Annotated in this window: 19 protein-coding genes; all 19 read left to right on the top strand. The window is 48.7% G+C overall.

All coding sequences use genetic code 11. The features are described 5' to 3' along the window. Positions 1–24: 24 nt before the first annotated feature. The 19 genes from csrD (at position 25) to CBX96_RS17160 (ending at position 20,176) form a co-directional block, all read left to right on the top strand. The gene (csrD, locus tag CBX96_RS17070) at positions 25–1,935 is read left to right on the top strand and encodes an RNase E specificity factor CsrD (RefSeq protein WP_109287500.1); all 1,911 of its coding nucleotides are present in this window, start codon (positions 25–27) and stop codon (positions 1,933–1,935) included. A gap of 238 nt (positions 1,936–2,173) precedes the next feature. Further along, positions 2,174–3,052, top strand: a complete 879-nt coding sequence (locus CBX96_RS17075; RefSeq protein ID WP_011718436.1) for a hypothetical protein — start codon at positions 2,174–2,176, stop codon at positions 3,050–3,052. Next, entirely contained in the window at positions 3,049–3,651 is a 603-nt protein-coding gene (locus CBX96_RS17080; protein WP_109287501.1) for a PilN domain-containing protein, read from the top strand. The genes CBX96_RS17075 and CBX96_RS17080 overlap by 4 nt, the downstream gene beginning before the upstream one ends. After that, entirely contained in the window at positions 3,648–4,298 is a 651-nt protein-coding gene (locus tag CBX96_RS17085) for an MSHA biogenesis protein MshJ (RefSeq protein WP_109287502.1), read from the top strand. Before CBX96_RS17080 ends, CBX96_RS17085 begins: the two co-directional genes overlap by 4 nt. Next, positions 4,285–4,602: an MSHA biogenesis protein MshK gene (locus CBX96_RS17090; RefSeq protein WP_011718433.1), complete on the top strand. Its 318-nt coding sequence runs from the start codon at positions 4,285–4,287 to the stop codon at positions 4,600–4,602. Before CBX96_RS17085 ends, CBX96_RS17090 begins: the two co-directional genes overlap by 14 nt. 14 nt (positions 4,603–4,616) lie before the next feature. Then, on the top strand, positions 4,617–6,302 hold the full coding sequence (mshL, locus tag CBX96_RS17095; RefSeq protein ID WP_109287503.1) for a pilus (MSHA type) biogenesis protein MshL: 1,686 nt from the start codon (positions 4,617–4,619) through the stop codon (positions 6,300–6,302). A gap of 6 nt (positions 6,303–6,308) precedes the next feature. Then, positions 6,309–7,238 (top strand): ExeA family protein, encoded by a 930-nt coding sequence (locus CBX96_RS17100; RefSeq protein WP_109287504.1) that lies wholly within the window; start codon positions 6,309–6,311, stop codon positions 7,236–7,238. Further along, a complete protein-coding gene (locus CBX96_RS17105; protein WP_109287505.1) occupies positions 7,235–8,542 on the top strand; it encodes a lipopolysaccharide assembly protein LapB in 1,308 nt (435 codons plus the stop codon). The genes CBX96_RS17100 and CBX96_RS17105 overlap by 4 nt, the downstream gene beginning before the upstream one ends. Next, positions 8,539–10,299, top strand: a complete 1,761-nt coding sequence (locus tag CBX96_RS17110; protein ID WP_109287506.1) for a GspE/PulE family protein — start codon at positions 8,539–8,541, stop codon at positions 10,297–10,299. Before CBX96_RS17105 ends, CBX96_RS17110 begins: the two co-directional genes overlap by 4 nt. Positions 10,300–10,301: 2 nt before the next feature. After that, positions 10,302–11,522: a type II secretion system F family protein gene (locus CBX96_RS17115; protein WP_089066852.1), complete on the top strand. Its 1,221-nt coding sequence runs from the start codon at positions 10,302–10,304 to the stop codon at positions 11,520–11,522. Positions 11,523–11,560: 38 nt separating this feature from the next. After that, positions 11,561–12,055, top strand: coding sequence for an MSHA biogenesis protein MshF (locus CBX96_RS17120; protein WP_089066853.1), 495 nt, complete (start codon positions 11,561–11,563; stop codon positions 12,053–12,055). 76 nt (positions 12,056–12,131) lie between these two features. Then, positions 12,132–12,749: a prepilin-type N-terminal cleavage/methylation domain-containing protein gene (locus CBX96_RS17125; protein WP_011624994.1), complete on the top strand. Its 618-nt coding sequence runs from the start codon at positions 12,132–12,134 to the stop codon at positions 12,747–12,749. A 52-nt stretch (positions 12,750–12,801) separates the two neighbouring features. Beyond that, the gene (locus CBX96_RS17130) at positions 12,802–13,311 is read left to right on the top strand and encodes a type II secretion system protein (RefSeq protein WP_109287507.1); all 510 of its coding nucleotides are present in this window, start codon (positions 12,802–12,804) and stop codon (positions 13,309–13,311) included. A gap of 13 nt (positions 13,312–13,324) precedes the next feature. Continuing rightward, positions 13,325–13,840: a type II secretion system protein gene (locus CBX96_RS17135; RefSeq protein ID WP_109287508.1), complete on the top strand. Its 516-nt coding sequence runs from the start codon at positions 13,325–13,327 to the stop codon at positions 13,838–13,840. Between the two features lie 271 nt (positions 13,841–14,111). Continuing rightward, the gene (locus CBX96_RS17140) at positions 14,112–14,600 is read left to right on the top strand and encodes a prepilin-type N-terminal cleavage/methylation domain-containing protein (protein ID WP_109287509.1); all 489 of its coding nucleotides are present in this window, start codon (positions 14,112–14,114) and stop codon (positions 14,598–14,600) included. Continuing rightward, the gene (locus CBX96_RS17145; protein ID WP_109287510.1) at positions 14,590–15,141 is read left to right on the top strand and encodes a prepilin-type N-terminal cleavage/methylation domain-containing protein; all 552 of its coding nucleotides are present in this window, start codon (positions 14,590–14,592) and stop codon (positions 15,139–15,141) included. The genes CBX96_RS17140 and CBX96_RS17145 overlap by 11 nt, the downstream gene beginning before the upstream one ends. Then, positions 15,141–16,004, top strand: a complete 864-nt coding sequence (locus CBX96_RS17150) for a PilW family protein (RefSeq protein WP_109287511.1) — start codon at positions 15,141–15,143, stop codon at positions 16,002–16,004. Before CBX96_RS17145 ends, CBX96_RS17150 begins: the two co-directional genes overlap by 1 nt. After that, the gene (locus CBX96_RS17155) at positions 15,994–16,452 is read left to right on the top strand and encodes an MSHA biogenesis protein MshP (RefSeq protein WP_109287512.1); all 459 of its coding nucleotides are present in this window, start codon (positions 15,994–15,996) and stop codon (positions 16,450–16,452) included. Before CBX96_RS17150 ends, CBX96_RS17155 begins: the two co-directional genes overlap by 11 nt. Continuing rightward, a complete protein-coding gene (locus CBX96_RS17160; RefSeq protein WP_219930421.1) occupies positions 16,442–20,176 on the top strand; it encodes a DUF6701 domain-containing protein in 3,735 nt (1,244 codons plus the stop codon). Before CBX96_RS17155 ends, CBX96_RS17160 begins: the two co-directional genes overlap by 11 nt. Positions 20,177–20,317: the final 141 nt, after the last annotated feature.

The following is a 20,317-nucleotide window of genomic DNA, read 5'->3' on the forward strand; positions in this document are numbered from 1 at the left end:
ATAATCCTGCAGGATAGCGGCTCGATGAAATTCACTCGAATGTTAACTACAAAATTAACCAGTTTTTGGTTAATGTCCTTGGCCGCTATCGCCTTTGTCTTTTTACTCAGCGCCATGATGAGCTTTGTGCAGTTGACCTATAAGTTTCAACAGCAAAAAGTGACTGAGCTGGAATCCCTTTTGATTGAACATTACCAAACTCAGCCCGATTGGGAGTTAGAGTCTTGGCTGCCGCCTATGCTGCTGGCGTACAACGCGGTCGAATTCCGCTTGACCATGAAGAGCGAAGTGCTCTTCGCCTATCAGGGCAACGTGCAGACGCAAAATGCCATGGTCTATACCCATCTGCTCGATCCCCTGTCGGGATTGAATATGACCCTCACGCTGCCACAGCCCTTCGAGCATTACAGTGTCAGTTGGTATGAACTGCTAATTTTAGGCGTGGGCTTACTGGCGGTGATTGCATTGGTGCGTTTTGGCCATGTGTGGTTTTCGCAGCAGCTAGATGGTATTGAAGAGCTTGCTCAGCGTAGCCGATTGATTTTGCAAGGCAAACACGAGCAAGCGCTCGCAACGCCGGGCAATGGTAAACCTAGGCTCATCAACCGAGCCTTAACTAAGCTACTTGAAGAATTACAGGACGCCCATAAAGAGCGCGGCCGTTTCGATAAATTTATTCGCTCCAATACTTTTTTAGATGCGCAAACCCGTATTGGTAATCGGTTGTTTTTAAACAACCGCCTCGACGCCTTGAGTCATGACCAAGGCATGGTGGCCCACGGGGTAATTTATCTGTTGGAGATGGACGACCTCGATTTACTGCAACAGGCTAAAGGTGAGAGCGCGGTTAAAGAGTTGCTCCATGCGACAGTCAACAGCATTAATTCTATTTTACAGACCTTACCCAACAGTATCTTTGCACGCCGCTCCCATAATCAATTTGCGATTGTCGTTCCCCATGTGTCTTTGATTGAGGCCGATCAGCTCGCCAGTAAATTACTCAAAGTCTGTTTGAGCCAACCCTTGCCCGACGATGTGGAGAATCAAGACAACTTTTATCATTTGGGCTGCGCTTACTTTACCGCCGGGGATAATGTTAATCAGTTGCTCGATGAGGCCGATATGGCATTACGCGCCGCGCAATTACAAGGTAACAGTAATTGGTTTATGTACGATAAGGGCGCGATTGATGAGGAGTTTGCCAAAGGCTCGGTGCGTTGGCGCAGCTTCTTAGAGAATGCCTTGGTTCAGCGGCGTTTTTATCCTTTTAGTCAGCCAGTGATGGATTCCGACGGCGTTGAGCATCACAAGGAAATCTTTACCCGGGCGCGGGATAATCAGGGCGCGTTAGTACGGGCAACGCTCTTCATTCCTATGGCAAACAAATGCGGTTTGATGCCCCAGATTGAGCGGCAGATGATTGAGCGAGTATTAGGTTTGTTGGCGCAGGAGAAACATAATAATCAAGTCTATAGTGTGAACCTGAGCCTGGATACCTTAATGAGCCGCGCCTTTACCCAGTGGCTTAAAACCACTCTGCTCGAATATCGTCACCTGACGCCGCAACTGATTTTTGAGGTGTCCGAGGATATCGTTATCCAACACCAAGATAAGCTTATGCCTAAGCTGGATATGATCCGTAAGATGGGCGCGCGACTGTGTGTCGACCATGTGGGTCAGCAGGTGGTGGGTACTTACTATATTCGCGAGTGCCATTTCGACATGATTAAACTGCATAGGTCGATTGTGCGTCATATTCATTTACGTCCAGAAAATCAATTATTTATTCGGAGCCTTATCGGTGGCTTATATCGCACCGAAGTGCAAGTCTGTGCTGAGGGGATTGAAGTGTTTGAAGAATGGCAAACACTACAAATTCTCGGTGTGGGTATGGCGCAGGGCATGTATTTTAGTGAGCCGATTGAGGTGCAATAGCGGGGAATTTTTTCCTCTGCGTATGTGATCACTGTGGAAGAATAGGGCCGAAATGTCGGATTTCTCTATATAATTCACTGATTAGCGGCTAAACTAGCCTGTGCCAAAATTATGACGCTGGATATCATGGGTTTCACATTTTATAGGTGATGCGCTTTATCCTTATTTCAGTTTTGGACGTTTGTTATTCGCGCTCTTATGACTCAAGCTTTAACTTTATCGGAAGACAGGCATTTTTATGGATAAAGGACTTTTTGCTCGGTTAGCCTTTTGGCGAGCCAAACAGGCTGGCTCGGCGCTCGGTGTTTATGTCTGTGCCGATAAGCTGTGGGTCTATGCTCCCGCGACTGAAAGTCTTGCAGAACAATGGGTTTCCTATGAGCTGCAACAGGATCTGTGGCAACAGGCCTTCGCCGAACTTGCCAACGCCTTTCCCCACGCATCTTTGCAAATAGTCCTCGGTAGTGGCCGCTATCAGTTGCTCGTGGCCGATAAACCGAATGTCGATAGTGACGAATTATCCCAAGCTTTACTCTGGTCGATCAAAGACATGGTTAATATCCCTGTGCCGCAAATTCACTTGGATTACTTTGAGTCGCCCCTGCCGAGCAATAAGCTCAGTGTGGTTGTGGTGGATAAAGAAAAGTTGCGCGCTATGGTGCAGGCCATCAGCGATCAAGGTTTAAGCGTGCTAGGCATTAGCATCGAAGAATTAGCCATGACTAACCTGTTTGATGAGGATAATCAGGCGAGATTAGTCGTGAGCCATCATACAGGCCAAGAGTTATTGCTGACTGTGGTCAAGCAAGGTCAGCTGTATATGCAGCGCCGAGTGCGCGGTTTTACCGAGCTGGATAAGGCCGAGGTGGATGAGCTTAATTACGGACTGGCGGATAACTTAAGCCTAGAAATTCAGCGTTCTATGGATTACTTTGAAAGCCAATTGCGTCAGCCTCCAGTCGCCTCAATTGAATTATTTGCCGACGGCGCAGTAGATGCCTTGGCTAAGTTGGTATCGGCTAACTTTAACCAAGCCGTTAATGTCGTTAATAAGCGTGCCGTGGGCGCGAGCATGGCGGGATTAGCCTTTAGTGAACTTTCACGAGGTGCCGAGTGATAAAATCGAGAGTCAATCTATATTCTGCGGCATTATTACCCCCAAAGCAGAGCCTAACCTTTTCGAAATTAATGAGTTATACCTTAGGCTTAGTGCTGGTCTGCGCCATACTTGCGGCCTTTAGCTATTGGCAATTGGCCGAGTCTCAGCGGGCGCTAAGCCAAGCCTCGGCGCAAAAACAGCAATTCGATCAGCAAAAGGCGGAACTGGAAGCGCAAATCGCCGCCCGTAAACCCGATGCAGAGTTAGTCGCGCGCGTCGAGTTAGAGTCGCAGCAGCTCGAGTTAAAACAATTATTGATGAATGAGCTGGCACTGCGCTCATCCCTCACCAGCCGAGGTTTTGCGCCCGTGCTGAAGGATTTAGCTATGGTGGCCGATACGAGTGTTTGGCTTAACCATATTGTGATTAACGAGCAGCACTTTATGTTCGAAGGCTTTGCCGATCATCCGCAGAGCATCCCGCAATGGGTGGGCAAGTTAAAGACAACGAACACCTTAAAAGGTCAGGCTTTTTCGTCTATGACCATGGATCGCGGTGAGGATAAACCGCTGGCTTTCACGCTAACGAGTGAGACCCCAGAGGAGCAGGCGCGATGAAAGCCCGATTTGAACAGTTAGCGCAAAAGTTTGATGTTCTCAGCCAGCGTGAGCGCGGGCTTATCGCTCTCGCCGTGTTAGTGCTGGTCGCCATGTCGGCCTATATGCCTATCGAGTCGCTGTGGAAACAACAGTATTCGACGGCGCAACAAGTGAAGGCGTTAGAGCAAGAAAACAAGATTTCGATACAACAGATTGATTTATATCAGCAGCGATTAGCTATGGATCCTAATCAAGACTATCGCCAGCGTTTAAACTTGTTGCAGCAACAGAATCAAGAGATTGATGCTCAGCTTAATGAGCAGATGGTGGACATGGTGCCCGCCGATTATATGCCTGAGCTATTAGGTAATCTGCTTGGACAGGTTCAAGGCATTAAATTACTTAAGTTTACCTCGGTTACGCCCGTGCCACTCCTTGCCGTGGGTGAAGAGAAAAAGCTGAATCTCTACAGCCATGGAATACGCATGAGCTTGGAGGGGGATTATTTTTCTGTGCTGCGCTTTGTTGAAGCGGTAGAGGCCATGCCCGACAAACTTTACTGGAAACGACTCGACTATAAAGTAGCCGAATACCCTAAGGGGAAAATCGATATTGAGCTTTATACCTTGAGTATCAATAAGGACTTTATCAGTGTCGCTAAATAAGCCTTATATTTTCATTGCATTATTGGGGTTGTCTGCCCATGTATCGGCCGAAACCTTAAGGGATCCGACCTTGCCCGGCAAAGGCTACTCGGCCGCCGGCGCCGTGACTCAGAACCAAAACAAAGCCCTAGTGCTTAACAGCATTGTCAGCTCGGGCAACACGGCCTATGCCGTGATCAACAATAAGATTGTGTCCGTGGGAGACAGTATTCAAGGGGTCAAAGTGGTGCGTATCACCCCCTCGTCGGTCTCCTTGTCTGACGGACGGAAATTAGCATTATTTCAAGCAATAATAGAGAGATAGGGAATAACACTCAGATGACAGCCATTAAATATATTACGCCTCTACTCTCACTTTGCCTTATGGCCTGCCAAACCACGGATAGACCGCAGCCCGTTGCTTCAAAAGAAGCGCTGGCCACCTCGATGCAAACCGCGAGTCAGCCAACGCCTCCACCACCGGCCACTATGCCCGATGCGGTGCAGCGTGAGCTGAACGCCAATGCCATGATGGGTGGGTTAACTCCGCCAATGGAAACAGAGCGTCGTATCGATGTGTCTGCCCATGATGTGGATGCGAGGGTGTTTTTCCCAAGCCTAGTGCAGGGCACTCCCTTTAGCGTGGCTGTGCACCCCGATGTGCAGGGCACGATTTCATTGTCACTTAAAGGTGTGACACTGAGTGAAGCCATTCAAGTGGTGGAAGATATTTATGGTTATGAGGTGAGCCGTGAAGGGCGCATCCTGCGCGTGTTCCCTGCGGGCATGCGGACTGAGACTTTCCCATTAAATTACTTATACATGGAGCGCGATGGTCTATCGCTGACCTCTGTGAGTTCTGGCCGGATCTCCGACAATAACAACTCTAATAACAATAACTCCAATAACAACAATTCGAACAACGGCAATTTTGGCAATAACAGCAACAATAACAATTCCAACAACGGTAATTACGGCAACAATAACAGCAGCGATAGCACTAACGGCACCTTTATTCGTTCGCGCACTAAGACCGATTTTTGGGGTGAATTGAAAGAAACCTTGAGCGCCATTATTGGTGACACTGGCGGTGGTCGTCAGGTGGTGGTGACGCCACAGGCGGGATTAGTGACTATTCGTGCCTATCCTAATGAGTTACGTCAGGTACGTGCCTTTTTAAATTCCGCCGAGAGCCATCTGCAGCGCCAAGTGATCCTCGAGGCGAAGATCCTCGAAGTCACTTTGTCTGATGGTTATCAGCAAGGTATTCAATGGGATAACGTATTAGGCCATGTTGGTAACACTGATATTAATTTCGGCACCTCTGGGGGTGCAGGCTTGAGCGATAAAATCACCGCCTCCCTCGGTGGCGTGACTTCCTTGAGCATTAAAGGTTCAGATTTCAAGACCATGATTAGCCTGCTCGATACCCAAGGCGATGTGGACGTGCTGTCTAGCCCAAGGGTGACGGCATCGAACAACCAAAAAGCGGTGATTAAGGTCGGTACCGACGAGTACTTTGTCACCGACGTGTCATCGACCACAGTGGCGGGCACTACACCTGTAACCACGCCTCAGGTTGAGTTAACGCCGTTTTTCTCGGGCATCGCGTTGGATGTGACGCCGCAAATCGACAAAGACGGCAATGTGCTGCTCCATGTGCATCCTTCCGTTATTGATGTAAAAGAACAAACCAAGGACATTAAGGTCAGCAGCGAATCCTTAGAACTGCCGTTGGCACAGAGCGAGATCCGTGAATCCGATACCGTTATCCGCGCAGCCTCAGGCGATGTGGTGGTGATCGGTGGTTTGATGAAGAGCGAAAATACCGAAGTGGTTTCTCAAGTACCCCTGCTCGGTGATATTCCGCTCGTCGGCGAATTATTTAAAAACCGCAGCAAGCAGAAAAAGAAAACCGAGCTGATTATTATGTTAAAGCCTACCGTAGTAGGTAATGATACTTGGAAAAACGAGTTGGAGCGTTCTAAGACCTTACTCGACCGTTGGTATCCAGAAAATAAGTAAGCTTCCATGTATTTGAAGCACTTTGGACTCAGTCAAACGCCATTTTCGTTAACACCTAATACCGGATTTTTTTTCGGGTTATCCCCGCACGTAGAGGCGCTGCAAGTGTTGCAGACCGCCCTACAAACCGGGGAGGGTTTTATCAAAGTCACTGGCGAAGTGGGCACGGGCAAAACCTTAATCTGCCGTAAGTTGATTAATGAGCTGCCGCAGGGGTTCCATTGTGCATATCTTCCTAATCCTTATCTGACCCCCGCCGAGCTGCGCTGGGCGGTGGCCAATGAACTTGGATTAAAATACACCAGCGAAATCGATCAGCAGCAACTTACCGGACTTATCCAGCAGCAATTACTTGCTCTGAGTGCCCATGGTCACGCCATCGTATTAGTGTTGGACGAAGCGCAGGCCTTGCCCGATGAGAGCCTAGAAGCGCTGCGACTGTTTACCAATCTTGAAACCGAAAGCCGTAAGCTGCTGCAAGTGGTGCTCTTTGGTCAGCCCGAATTGGATGAGCGGTTAAAGCGCCAAGCCTTTAGACAACTGCGGCAGCGCATTACCTTTAGCTACAGTCTGCGGCCGTTAACCTGGGATGAAACCGATGCCTACATCCGTTACCGCTTAGCGGTGGCCGGCTATGCGGGACAAGCCTTATTTGGCCCTAAACTCACCCGTAAGATCGCCGAGGCATCACGTGGCATTCCCAGATTGATCAACATCTTAGCTCATAAGGCCTTGATGCTTAGTTTTGGCGAAGGCGCAACTCAGGTGCAGATGGCCCACATTAAGGGCGCGATACAAGATACTGAAGATGCTAGTCGCGGCTCACAAAGGTGGCCAGCGTATATGGCGATCGCACTGATAGCATGTGCAGCGGCAATTGGGGCATTACTGCTCTCTGGCGTTAACCTGCAACAGTTGTGGGGAGGCGTCGCATGAGTGTGATCAACAAGATGCTGCAGGATCTCGATAAGCGTCAGCAGGGGCATTCCCTCAGCAATGTGGCTGCGCATCAGGCACAGTATTTAGGGCGCCCCAATTCATCGCGTAAATGGTTAGTCATCAGTTTAGTGTCGCTGCTGGTGGGCGGATTATTGGTATATGCCTTTCAGGCGATCTATGGCGTAAAGAGCGTCGCAGATAACAGTGCAAATCCTGTAGCGAGTGCGCAAATTCAGCTGGATAACGCCAGTTTGCAGACAGATGAACGTCCTTTGGAAGCAGTAAAGACTTCACCCGTAGAGGCGACTGTAGAGATAGCACAGTTGAGTCCGCCGTCAACAGATGCTTCAGCAAAGGAGATGTCTGCGTCAGCAGAATCTACCCCAAGTGTGGCTCAATCTCCCCGTGTAAACGCGGCGCAGGTAGAACCAATGAGTGAACCGATAACCGAATCAGTTGCGGCAAACACCTCAACCGATATGGCTAACCAAGCTGCATTAACCCAAGAGTCGGCGCAAACACAGGCTGAGTCACAACAGGTTACCGCTAAAGCAAATCAAGCAGACGTTAACGCAAATCAGAGCGAAGTGAAAATTACTCAAACAGAGCCTAAGGCGAGTGAGCCAGTCGTGCCTGCTGCGACTCAGGTTTCGAGCCAAGCTTCAAGCCAAACTGCGGCTCAGGCAGCGGGGCAAATGGCGATTAGAGAAGTGAAGTTATCTCCAAGCCAACTCGCGCAAAAGCAGTTAGTGTTGGCGGTGGATGCCGAAAAGCAGGGGCAGCTGGTTAAGGCGATGGATTACTATGCTAAAGCACTCAAGCTCGACCCAAGCTTGCACGAGTCGCGCAAACAACTGGCGGCGCTGCATTATGGTCAAGGTGAGCTGGCGCAAGCAGCTGAAGTGTTGGCGCAGGGGCGATTGCTTTATCCGCAAGAGTTTGAATTTGCTTTGCTATTGGCAAGGGTGCAACATGCTATGGGCGAGACTGATTCGGCTCTTGCTAGCCTTGCTCAAATTCCCGATAGCCATAGTTTGGCGAGGCAAAAGTGGTTAGCGCAAACGGATTTGGCCCAAAAACAAGGCCAATATCCGTTAGTTGAACAGGCTTACCGCAAGTTATTGCAGCAGGAGCCGCAGCAGGGGAAATGGTGGATGGGATTAGCCTATGCCCTCGATTCACAGCAGCAATTCGGCCCCGCCAGTCAGGCCTATCGCACCGCCTTAAGTTATTCAGGCCTGTCGACCCAAGCCACGGCTTTTATTGAACAACGTTTACAACAACTAGGAGATAGCCAATGAAACCCAGATTAAAGATGCGTTTGGGCGATCTGTTAGTTCAAGAATCGATTATTACCGAAGAGCAGCTACAACAAGCTTTGGGAGAGCAGCGCAAGACTGGGCATAAGCTCGGCCGCACCCTGATTGAGTTGCGCTCTATTACCGAAACCCAACTACTGCAATTTTTGTCGCAGCAGCTCAATCTGCCGCTGCTGGATATCAGCAAACGCCCCATCCCCGCCGAAGTGGTGAGCCTTATTCCCGAGGTGCAAGCGCGGCGTTTTCGTGCCCTTGCGGTGGAAGATCGGGGCGATACGGTATTAGTGGCTATGAGCGATCCTGCAGATTTGCAGGCGCTCGACCATTTAGAAAACTTAATTGCGCCGAAAAAGCTCAGTGTTGCGGTCGCCCCCGAGCAGCAGTTACTGCAAGCCTTTGATAACCTGTATCGTCGTACCGACCAAATCGCGCAAATTGCCGGTAAGCTCGAAGAGGAATATGCCGCAGATCAAATGTTTGATCTGGCGAGCCTGACCTCAAGCGATAGTGATAATGAAACCACAGTCGTTAAGCTGCTGCAGTCGATTTTTGAAGACGCGGTACAAATGCGCGCCTCGGATATTCATATTGAGCCTGGCGAAAAAGCCCTGCGGATCCGCCAACGTATCGATGGCCAGTTACACGAGACCATTCTAAACGAAGTCAATATCGCGGCAGCCTTAGTCTTGCGGCTTAAGCTTATGGCTGGGCTAGATATTTCTGAAAAACGTCTGCCACAGGACGGGCGTTTCCATATGGAGATTAAGGGGCACAAGATTGACGTGCGTATGTCGACTATGCCGATTTACCACGGCGAATCTGTGGTGATGCGTCTACTCGACCAATCCGCAGGCTTGTTGACCTTAAATGAGACCGGGATGCCGCCGCATATTTTGGCGCGTATCCGTAAACAGATTAAACGTCCCCACGGCATGTTGCTGGTGACAGGGCCAACGGGTAGCGGTAAAACCACCACCTTGTATGGCATCTTAAGTGAACTCAATACTGCGGATCGCAAAATCATCACGGTAGAAGATCCGGTCGAATACCAATTGCCAAGGATCAACCAAGTTCAAGTTAACCATAAGATTGGGCTCGATTTCTCGAACGTGCTGCGCACCACCTTGCGTCAAGACCCGGACATTATCATGGTCGGTGAGATGCGCGACCAAGAAACCGTGGAGATTGGTCTTCGGGGCGCACTTACGGGTCACTTTGTGTTATCCACATTGCACACTAACGATGCGGTGACCAGCGCGCTACGTTTGCTTGATATGGGCGCGGCCAGTTACTTAGTGGCGAGTGCGCTAAGGGTGATTATTGCCCAGCGCTTAGTGCGCCGCGTGTGCCATAACTGCGGGGTTGTATATCAACCTACGGCGCAGGAAAAAGCCTGGCTAAATAGTGTGAGTCGTCAGGACTTTTCATCCGCCAAGTTCCGCATTGGCACTGGCTGCCAAAGCTGTAACGGCAGTGGTTATCGCGGCCGTATTGGTATTTTTGAGATCCTCGAATTGGATGAAAAGATGATCGATGCGATGCGTACCGGTAACCCACAGGATTTTGCCCGTGCAGCCCTGCAAAGTCCTAACTTTACCCCGCTCGCCGAGTCGGCACTGCAATTTTTGAGCGAGGGCATGACGACCATTGAAGAGGTGGCTAAGCTTGTTGAGGACGTGAGTGAGTCGCAGGTGCCACTCTCGCGGGATATTATCATTCAGCAAGGCGTTGAGGCGTAATTATGCCGGTTTATCAATACCGTGGACGCAGTGGACAAGGTCAGGCCGTAACGGGGCAGCTCGATGCCGCCTCCGAGGGGGCAGCTGCCGATATGCTGTTAGCCCGCGGCATTATCCCGTTAGAAGTCAAAGTCGCTAAAGAAGCTAAGTCCTTTACCCTGGCGCAGTTATTTAAGCGCAAAGTCGGCTTGGATGAATTACAAATTTTTACCCGGCAAATGTACTCGTTAACGCGCTCGGGGATCCCTATCCTGCGCGCCATTGCAGGCTTATCCGAAACCGCCCACTCCCAACGAATGAAAGATGCGCTGAATGATATTTCAGAGCAGTTAACTGCGGGGCGCCCACTGTCATCGGCTATGAACCAACATCCGGATGTGTTTGATTCTCTGTTTGTTTCTATGGTGCATGTGGGGGAAAACACCGGTAAGTTAGAGGACGCTTTTATTCAGCTCTCGGGCTATATCGAGCGTGAGCAGGAAACTCGTCGGCGAATTAAAGCCGCGATGCGATATCCCATATTTGTATTGATTGCTATCGCGCTGGCCATGGTGATTTTAAATATCATGGTGATCCCGAAATTCGCCGAGATGTTTGCCCGTTTCGGTGCCGACTTGCCTTGGGCGACTAAGGTGTTAATCGGCACATCAAACCTGTTTGTCAACTACTGGCCCCTGATGCTGATTATACTGCTTGGAACCATTATTGGGATCCGTTACTGGCACCATACGGAAAAAGGCGAGAAACAATGGGACCAATGGAAGTTACACATTCCCGCCGTGGGCTCGATTATTGAGCGCTCGACCCTCTCCCGTTATTGTCGCAGCTTTTCGATGATGTTGAGTGCGGGTGTGCCGATGACGCAGGCGCTCAGTTTGGTGGCCGATGCGGTGGATAATGCGTATATGCACGACAAAATTGTCGGGATGCGCCGTGGTATTGAGTCTGGCGAATCTATGCTGAGGGTTTCGAACCAGAGTAAATTGTTTACGCCACTGGTGTTGCAAATGGTCGCGGTAGGCGAAGAAACCGGACAGATTGACCAACTATTAAATGATGCCGCCGATTTTTACGAAGGTGAGGTCGATTACGATCTTAAAAATCTCACCGCTAAGTTAGAACCGATTCTGATCGGAATTGTGGCTGCGATTGTATTGGTGCTGGCGCTGGGTATTTACCTGCCGATGTGGGACATGCTCAACGTAGTCAAAGGCGGGAAATAATGCCGAATCGAGAATTTAACTCAATTAGGATCAAATAGATGCAGAGCCAACAGAAGGCCGAAAGCGATCTATTACGTGTGTATGGGCGGCTCGTTAGCCTGACCTTGATCTTGATTATTCTCGCGGTGATTGGATTTAAATATTTTGCGACTATGCCACAACTGGCCGCCCGCAATGTGGAGTTAGAGCATACGCGCTTCTTAAACGTGTTGGCTATGGTGCGTTCTCAATGGTTGTCCCTTGGCAAACCGCCGCAAATGCGACTAGATTGGGAAGTGTTTAGCGAACAAAGCACAAATAATGAACAAACCTTTGTGATGATGAATGCGCAGGGTTGGCCACAACCTAGCCAGTTGGATGACCAAGCGTGTCAGCGATTGTGGCAACAATTAATGGGGCAGGAGCAGGGGGACGAATCCCTTATCGGCTCGTATTTTGCTAAGGATAATAGCTGCCGTTACCGCGCGCAAAATGGGGACAGTATCGGCTATCAGCTTAACTCTGGCAGGGTCATTTTTTTGACGTTTCCGTAAAATATTGTTAAGTAACGGGCTTTTTTAAACTGATTTAGCTGTTAGAATGGACTTTCATCAAGATAGGGAGAGACGAATGAAGACTAAGCAAGATGGTTTTTCATTGATTGAACTGGTCATTGTGATCGTAATTTTGGGTCTGTTGGCCGCAACCGCGATCCCTCGTTTTTTAAATGTCACCGATGATGCTGAAGATGCCAGTGTGGACGGAGTCGCGGGTGGTTTATCCACCGCAGTGAGTTTTGTGCGTTCACAATGGGAAGTCGATGGTCGCCAAAATAGCAGTGTGATCTTAGACGGTACCTCAGTGTCCCTCGACCCGCGTTTTGGCTATCCAACGGGCACCTCTGGTACCGATGCAACGGCGATGACCGATGCAAGCTGCCAGCAGGTATTTAATACTGTGTTGCAAAGTGCACCGCGTAACGTGCTTTATTCGCAAGATGCGCGCAATCAACGTTATACAGTGCGCGTTATCGATGGTGCGGGCGGAAGCTCAAATGCGATTAATGGCACGTCCGTAAGCGGTTTAGATTTATGTGTGTATCATCAAGTGGCTTCACTGGTGCTAAACCAAACCACAGGTGTACCGACGCCAGCGCCAGATTTATCGACTGCGGGTGCAAAAGGGGTGGTGTATAACCCAGGTACGGGCAAAGTATTAAGTTTCACTCAAACACCATTTACGCCTTAATAGCTTTGGCGTGAAGTTACTGTATTTCGAATTGTTATTACATAGGTAGTTAATGATGAAAAGACAACAAGGTTTTACCTTAATTGAGTTAGTCGTAGTTATTATTATTTTAGGTATTCTTGCTGTCACAGCAGCACCTAAGTTTATTAATCTTCAGTCAGATGCCTACGCATCTACTTTGAATGGTGTCAAAGCGTCTTTGCAAGGCGCTAATTCGCTTGTTTATTCTAAGGCGGCGATTCAGGGGGTAGAGAGTAAGGCAACATCTAGCATTATCATCGATGATAAGGGTAATTCTGATGCGACTGACGATGTTAAAGTTAACGGTGTTTATGGGTATCTGAAGCAAGCAGCAGCTGATATGGTGTTAGTCCTTGATTTAGATACTACTAACGAGTGGACTATTGTTGATGCGCCAACTGTCACAACGACACTTGCATCGCCTGTGATTATTCATCCTAAAAAGTTGACACCTTCAGATACGGCAAAATGTTGGGTTGAATACAAACAGGCAGATTCTAGTAATCCTCCTAAATATCATGTTGAGTCATCTGGTTGTTAAGTAAGGGTTTTAAATGAAAAAGCAAAGTGGTTTTACCTTAATCGAATTAGTGGTCGTAATTATTATTCTAGGCATTTTGGCAGTTACTGCAGCGCCTAAATTTATCAATCTACAATCAGATGCACGCGCTTCAACTGTGAAAGGATTGGAGGCTGCGATTAAAGGTGCAGATACCCTCATTAACTCAAAATCGTTAATTGCGGGCAATAATACAGTGGCTTCTACGGCAGCAACACCTCCGACAGTAACTGTTGAAACTGGTAAAACAGTTTTGATTAACTACGGCCATGCAACGCCAGTATGGACAGACTCTCTTGAGAACGCATTAGATATTAATGCTGCCGCTAGTGGAACATCAAGCGAGTGGATTTATCTTGAGGATAGCGCAAGCACGAGTATTTACTTTTACCCTCAAGGACAAGTTAGCCCTAAAGCTGCTAACAACCCTGGCACTTGTTATGTTCAATATGTGAATGGTCTGACAGCATACGGCCCAATTACAGTTACTAGTGTTGTAACTGGTTGCTAATTTGAATTACGGAAAAAGGCCTGCCTAGCAGGCCTTTTTTTTAGATCAGCAATCAATCGGAGTGTTGGCTGTAATAAAATGAATTTGCTAATTATTTCTTTTGTTTAGGCGAAATATTTGCCTTACGAATCAAGTTGGCAGAAACTGAACCTAGAACCTAGAACCTAGAACCTAGAACCTAGAACCTAGAACCTAGAACCTAGAACCTAGAACCTAGAACCTAGAACCTAGAACCTAGAACCTAGAACCTAGCATCACGGCAAAGCGGACAATGCGTAGATTTTCCAGCGGCAGACAGTTTGGGTTTACCTTAGTCGAACTCGTGACCACTATTATCCTGATTGGGATACTATCGGTGACGGTATTGCCGCGCTTATTTAGCCAGTCATCCTATAGCGCCTTTAGCCTGCGCAATGAATTTATGGCCGAGCTGCGCCAGGTTCAGCAAAAAGCCTTGAATAATACAGATAGATGTTACCGCGTTGTCGTGTCGGCGACGGGTTATCAAGTGAGTCAGTTTGCCAGTCGAAATACCACTGGTTGTACGGGCTCGCCATTGTCTCCTAACCCTTTATCCAGCCAAGCTTTTCAAGGTGGCGCGCAGATAGTGCTTATCAGTAACAATGCCAAGAGCTTTTACCTTGATTTTGATATCAATGGTCGAGCATTGCTTGCGTGTAATGGGCCATGTATCAATGTGATTGCCAATGACATTATGGCGATTAATATCTCCAGCGAGGGCTATATTTATGCGAATTAGTTCTCGGCTGTTTTCGAAAAGTACATCAGTAAAAGCATCCTCAAAAGCTAAACAACAGGGGTTTACTTTAATCGAATTAGTGGTTGGCATGTTAGTCATTGCCATCGCTATTGTGATGCTCAGTAGCATGTTATTTCCGCAGGCGGATCGCGCCGCCAAGACCTTGCATCGAGTCAAGAGTGCCGAACTTGCCCACTCGGTGATGAATGAGATTTGGGGTAAGCGTTATGATCAAAATACCAATGCCAATGGCGGTGTGCCTGCTTGCGGGAGTCCATTAGGCGGTAGTTGCTCAGCCGTATTAGGGCCTGAAGCGGGTGAGGGGCGTAACGATTTTAACGATGTGGATGACTATCACGGCTTAACTCAAAACGCCACTATGCTCAATTCCAGCCAAACTTATGCGCAGGCATATCCGAACTATCAATTAAGTGTCTCTGTCGCCTATGGTTCTGCACCCAATACCAAGTTAGTGACCATTAATGTGACTACCCCAGATAACGAAGTGATCACTTACAATCTGGTGAGGAGCAATTACTAATGGGCGCTTTATCTGCAAAGCGCATAGCGCGCTCCGAACGGGGTTTTACCTTAGTCGAAATGGTCACTGTGATCCTGATCTTAGGCATTCTGGTGGTGGGCGTGAGTAGCTTTATTATTTTCGGCACGCGGATTTTTGTGGAGTCAAGCTCGGTCGATCAAGTGCTAAGCCAGAGTCGTTTCGCCATCGAGCGTATGACTCGTGAGCTGCGCAGCGCCGTGCCTAACAGTGTGCGGCTCAATGGTAATGGCTTAACCTATCAGTGCGTTGAATTTGTCCCCATTGAGGCGAGCACCACTTATTTATCGATGCCGATTGCGCCGAGTGCCGCAGCCTTAACGGGAACAGTAATTCTCAATGCGACCGATAACATTAAGGACAACCAATATATTTGGATTTATCCTTTGACTGATAGCGATGTCTATAACAGCGCCAGACAAAAACGGGCACAGATTAAGACTTTTACTCCCCTAGGTGAGTCGCCTAACCCGGCTAATCAAGTCACTCTTACCTTTATGGCATCAACACGCTTTGCCGAAGCATCACCGCGGCAGCGGATCTATTTTGGTTCGAGTCCTGTGAGTTATTGTTTTGAAAAATCGCCCTCCAGCAATGAGTTAACCCTAAAGCGTTATACTGGTTATGGGTTGAATGTCAGCCAACCCACGCCTAGCAGCATGAGCGCTGGGGTGTTAATGGCGCAGAATGTGGCCAATGCATTGAACGACAGTGCCGATTTACCGCTGATATTAACGCCATCGAGCCTAGTCAATAATGCTATGGTGCATTTACAACCGCGATTTAATGTCAACGGTGAGACATTTCAATATCGACATCAAGTGCAGGTGATTAATGTCCCCTAACTTATTTAGCCTATCGCGCTCAGCATATCGTCAGTGTTCGGCTCACCGCCAAGGTGGCAGCGCCTTAATCATCGGTATTTTTGTCATTACCGTGATGTTTTTATTGGCCGCCGCCTTAATCAACATTGTGGAAGATGCTGATACCGGATTAACTCAAGAAGTGTGGGGAACTCGCGCCTTAGCGGCGGCGAACAGCGGTGCTGATGCGGCGCTGGCGCAATTATTCCCATTAAACGCCCCCGCTAATGCGACGGCGACATGTACCAGTGTTGCAAGCTCTTGGACGCCGCCCAATGTGGTGGGGTTTCATGCCTGTAGCGTGACTTTAGAATGTACCCGGTATTTTGTGGGTTCTGTCATCCAGTACCACATTAAGAGCCAAGCGGTATGCGAGAGTGGGGATACCCGCGTGAGCCGTCAAGTCGAGGTAGAAGCCCGTGGCAATTAACTGGTTATATCGAATTGTGCTCTCTAGCGCGCTGTTAGGTATGTCAGGCGTAACATATGCGTTTGATTATATTGATCAGAGTGCCATTTTCCCTAATGTTGCGCAGGGGCATCATGGGAATAACTCGAATGTATGCCACCAGATATATTCTCCGCAGCTTACGATCTATAACAGCGGGATTATCAATGGCACGGGTGGTGACAGGCTGGATTATTGCTCTGTGAATTCTGGCAGCCTTCCCAATACCAGCTGTGATGATGGTGCGGGCGGTACTCGTCGATGTACTGTCGATGGTAGTGATATTCGCGGATTAAAGTTAACTGGGTCTAATGCCTTCCAATGGAGTAATGGTTACGGTGGTGGCATAGATTATTGCAGCAATGGTCAGCAGCTTACTTTAGGTAGGGGGTACTATAATCAGTACTCTAATATTTCCCTCTACTCTGCTTGTACTCTGACGTTATCGCCCAATTATAATGAGTACCGATTTGACTCTATTGCAGTCGGTGGTGGTGCCACCTTGGTACTGCCCGAAGGGGACTATTGGATCAATAGTTTTACCTTAAATCAAAATGCCAAAGTAGTTTTGCAGGGGAATGTGCGCATTTTCACTCGGCAGGAATTTAACATTAATGGTGCCACTTTCAACGAAGCGAATAACGCCAATGCGTTGATCATTGGTTACGATAATGTGCATTTAACTGGTTCATCGCTCGTTAATGCGTTGGTGTATAGTGATGACACGCTCACCCTAGATAATAGTTCCGTCATTAATGGTCGAGTGACGAGTCGCTACTTAGTGATCAACTCGAATGGTCAAATCAATGAAGGAGCGCCACCGCTTCAATGTTTTAACGATAATTTCTCTCAGAGTGCCTTAAGTAACGACTGGGTAGTATCCCGTAGTAGCGGTACTTTTACACCAGCCATTGTTAGTGGTCGTATGCGCTTAACCGAGGCCAAATCCAATCAATCCACTGCCTCAACCTATCAAAGATTATTCCCCGCTGCCAATAACTTAGTCGAGATCCAGTTTGATCACTATGCCTATGGTGGCAATGGTGCCGACGGTATCGCGTTGGTCTTATCAGATGCTGCTATCACCCCTCAGCCAGGCGCCTTTGGTGGGCCTTTGGGTTATGGCTTTAAACCCGGTATCAATGGTTTTGCTGGTGGATGGTTGGGTATAGGGATCGATGAATTTGGTAACTTCTCCGGCGAAGGCGGTAGTTACAATATTGGCCAGCGCCGCCAGTCGGTTGCAGTACGTGGCTCTGGTGCTGGCACCTCGGGATACCGCTATTTGCGGGGCACCTGTAATAACGGTACCAGCAATACCAGTGGCAACTGTTTATCACCCACGGTCGATGGCAACAATGTCTCACCTGCGCACCGCTATAAAATCACTATCGACTCGCAGGTATCCGGTCAGTCGATGGTGAAGATTGAGCGTAATACCGGATCTGGGTTTGTCACCTTAATCCCTGCTTTTAATGCCATCGCGCAAACGGGACAAGCGGCGACGCCGAGTGATTTCTTGTTGTCGCTTACAGGCTCAACTGGTGGCTCGAATAACAACCATGAAATTGATAACGTTCAAATTTGTGCCTTGAGGTCTAATCCAATTGGCGCGCAAATCGATCATTTTGAGTTTGACCATACGGGGCAGGGATTAACCTGTAATCCCGAAACTGTGACGATTCGAGCCTGTGCCAACGCCAGTTGTAGTCAGCTTTTTACCGATCCTTTGACGGCGACCTTATTACCCGAATCCGCCTCCGAAGGCATATGGGTTGGCGGCAATCAGGTGAGCTTTAGCAATGGCAGCACTCAGTTGCAGCTAAGACGTAACACCCCTGGCGTTGTGACCTTGGGTGTGAAAGGTTCGAGCCCGACAACCAAACCTTTAAGTAAAACCCTATGCCGTATCGGGAATGGGGGCCTGAGCGAGAACAACTGTTCACTTACCTTCGCCGACAGTGGTTTTGTCTTCGATGTGCCCGATAAATTGGCTAATAAGCCCGTTGAGGTGCTAGTCAAAGCGGTGAAAAAATCCGATGTGACAAAGCAGTGTGTTCCAAGCTTTCAGGGCCAAACCAAGACATTGAATTTTTGGAGTCAGTATGTGGAGCCAAGTGCGCCAATCACACCTAAGGCTGTCACTGTTAATAACACAGCAATCAGTACTGCGAGCGCCACACCTACTGTATTGAGCCTAGGCTTTGATGTTAATGGGCAGGCAAAAATGTCGGTCAATTACCCCGATGCGGGCAAATTACAACTCGATGCCCAATATATCGGCAGTAGCAACGAGCAAGGACTGGTGATGACAGGTTCGGACCAATTTGTCAGTGTGCCTGCGGGCTTGTGCGTCAAACCCGTGGACGCTAGCGCCAGTTGTCCAAGTGCGGATATGAGCTGTAATGCCTACCGTAAAGCGGGGCAGAATTTTGGTATGACGGTCCAAGCTATGGCTTGGGAGGAAGACGGCGATACGGACTTTTGCTCGGGCAACTTATCTACGCCTAACTTTAGTGACCAGGCCATGACACTAACCAGTAAGGTCGTGGCGCCAAACATAGCCAGCGGCGGCCATGATGGCGCATTAGGCGTGGCATCCTATAGTCATGCTATCCAAGCCAATAACCTTAATAGCATCACCAATCAGACGATTAGCGAAGTAGGGGTATTCCAAATTGCGGCGCAGGCAAGCCCTAACTATCTCGGTGCGGCTAGCAGCTTAAATATTCCGATTGGCTATTCAGCCAATATTGGCCGCTTTGTGCCCGACAGATTCTTAGTGGGTGATATTTCTGTCGTGCCTGCCTGTGGCAGTTTTAGCTATATGGATCAACCCTTCCCGATGTCGATGAGCCTCAAAGCCTTAAATATCGGTGGCGCGGTGACGCAGAACTATTTCCCACCATTCTCCCTCGCGACCGCCAAATTGGTGGGGGAGAACAATAACAATGGTATCGACTTACAGAGTCGCTTAAGCGCTTTGCCCGTCAATGCGGCGAGTTGGGTTCAAGGTGTGGCGACGGTCGATGGCGCTTACCGCGCTAACTTGAGCCGAGTCACCCCAAATGTGACGACGAATCTATATCAAGATGGTCCCTTCGAGCTGCTCGATATTGGCGTGCAGTTGATGGATAACGATCCTCGACCAAATGGACTTTTTAGCTATGTGGCATCACCTGATATGGATGCGGCAACCACAGGTAATTGCACTAACTGTAATGCCAAAAAAATCACCACACAGATCCTGCGTCACGGCAGGGTGGTGATGGACAATACCTATGGTCCAGAAACTGAAATCCTCAGGATGCCGACCCGAGCCGAATATTGGAATGGGGCTAATTGGGTATTAAATGGCGATGATAGCTGCACTATTGCTACCTACGGCCTTGGGTCGCAGGTGGATAATGCAGGGCTGGGTTATAACTTTGACCCCGATTTGACCACTGGGCAGAGTATTAATCGCTCTGGCGCTACAGCAGCATTCCAAGTGGGGCAGTTTGATTTGCTGTGGCGAGCGATCACCTCAAGTGGCAATTTATATCGCGGCCAAGTGACCGCGCCTTTAGATGTACCGACTTGGTTAGAATGGTATTGGAATTGGAATGGGGTCTCCCCAACTAGCTTATCCGATCCCCGTGCGAGTGCATTTTTTGGTCGTTACCGTGGTCATGACAGAATCATCTACTGGCGAGAAGTCAATTAAAGCGGTTTTCAATTTGATTTTGCTGAATTGGGTTTCTGCTTTGGTGATTGATCATGAGGCGATGGTTTTTGAGGTGACGTTGCAAAGTGTGATACAGAGGAAAAATGCAAGAAACAGGTTTTACTAATGTTGCGAACTTGT

It is taken from the genome of Shewanella sp. BC20 (genome assembly GCF_003129585.1).
Classification (GTDB): domain Bacteria; phylum Pseudomonadota; class Gammaproteobacteria; order Enterobacterales; family Shewanellaceae; genus Shewanella; species Shewanella seohaensis.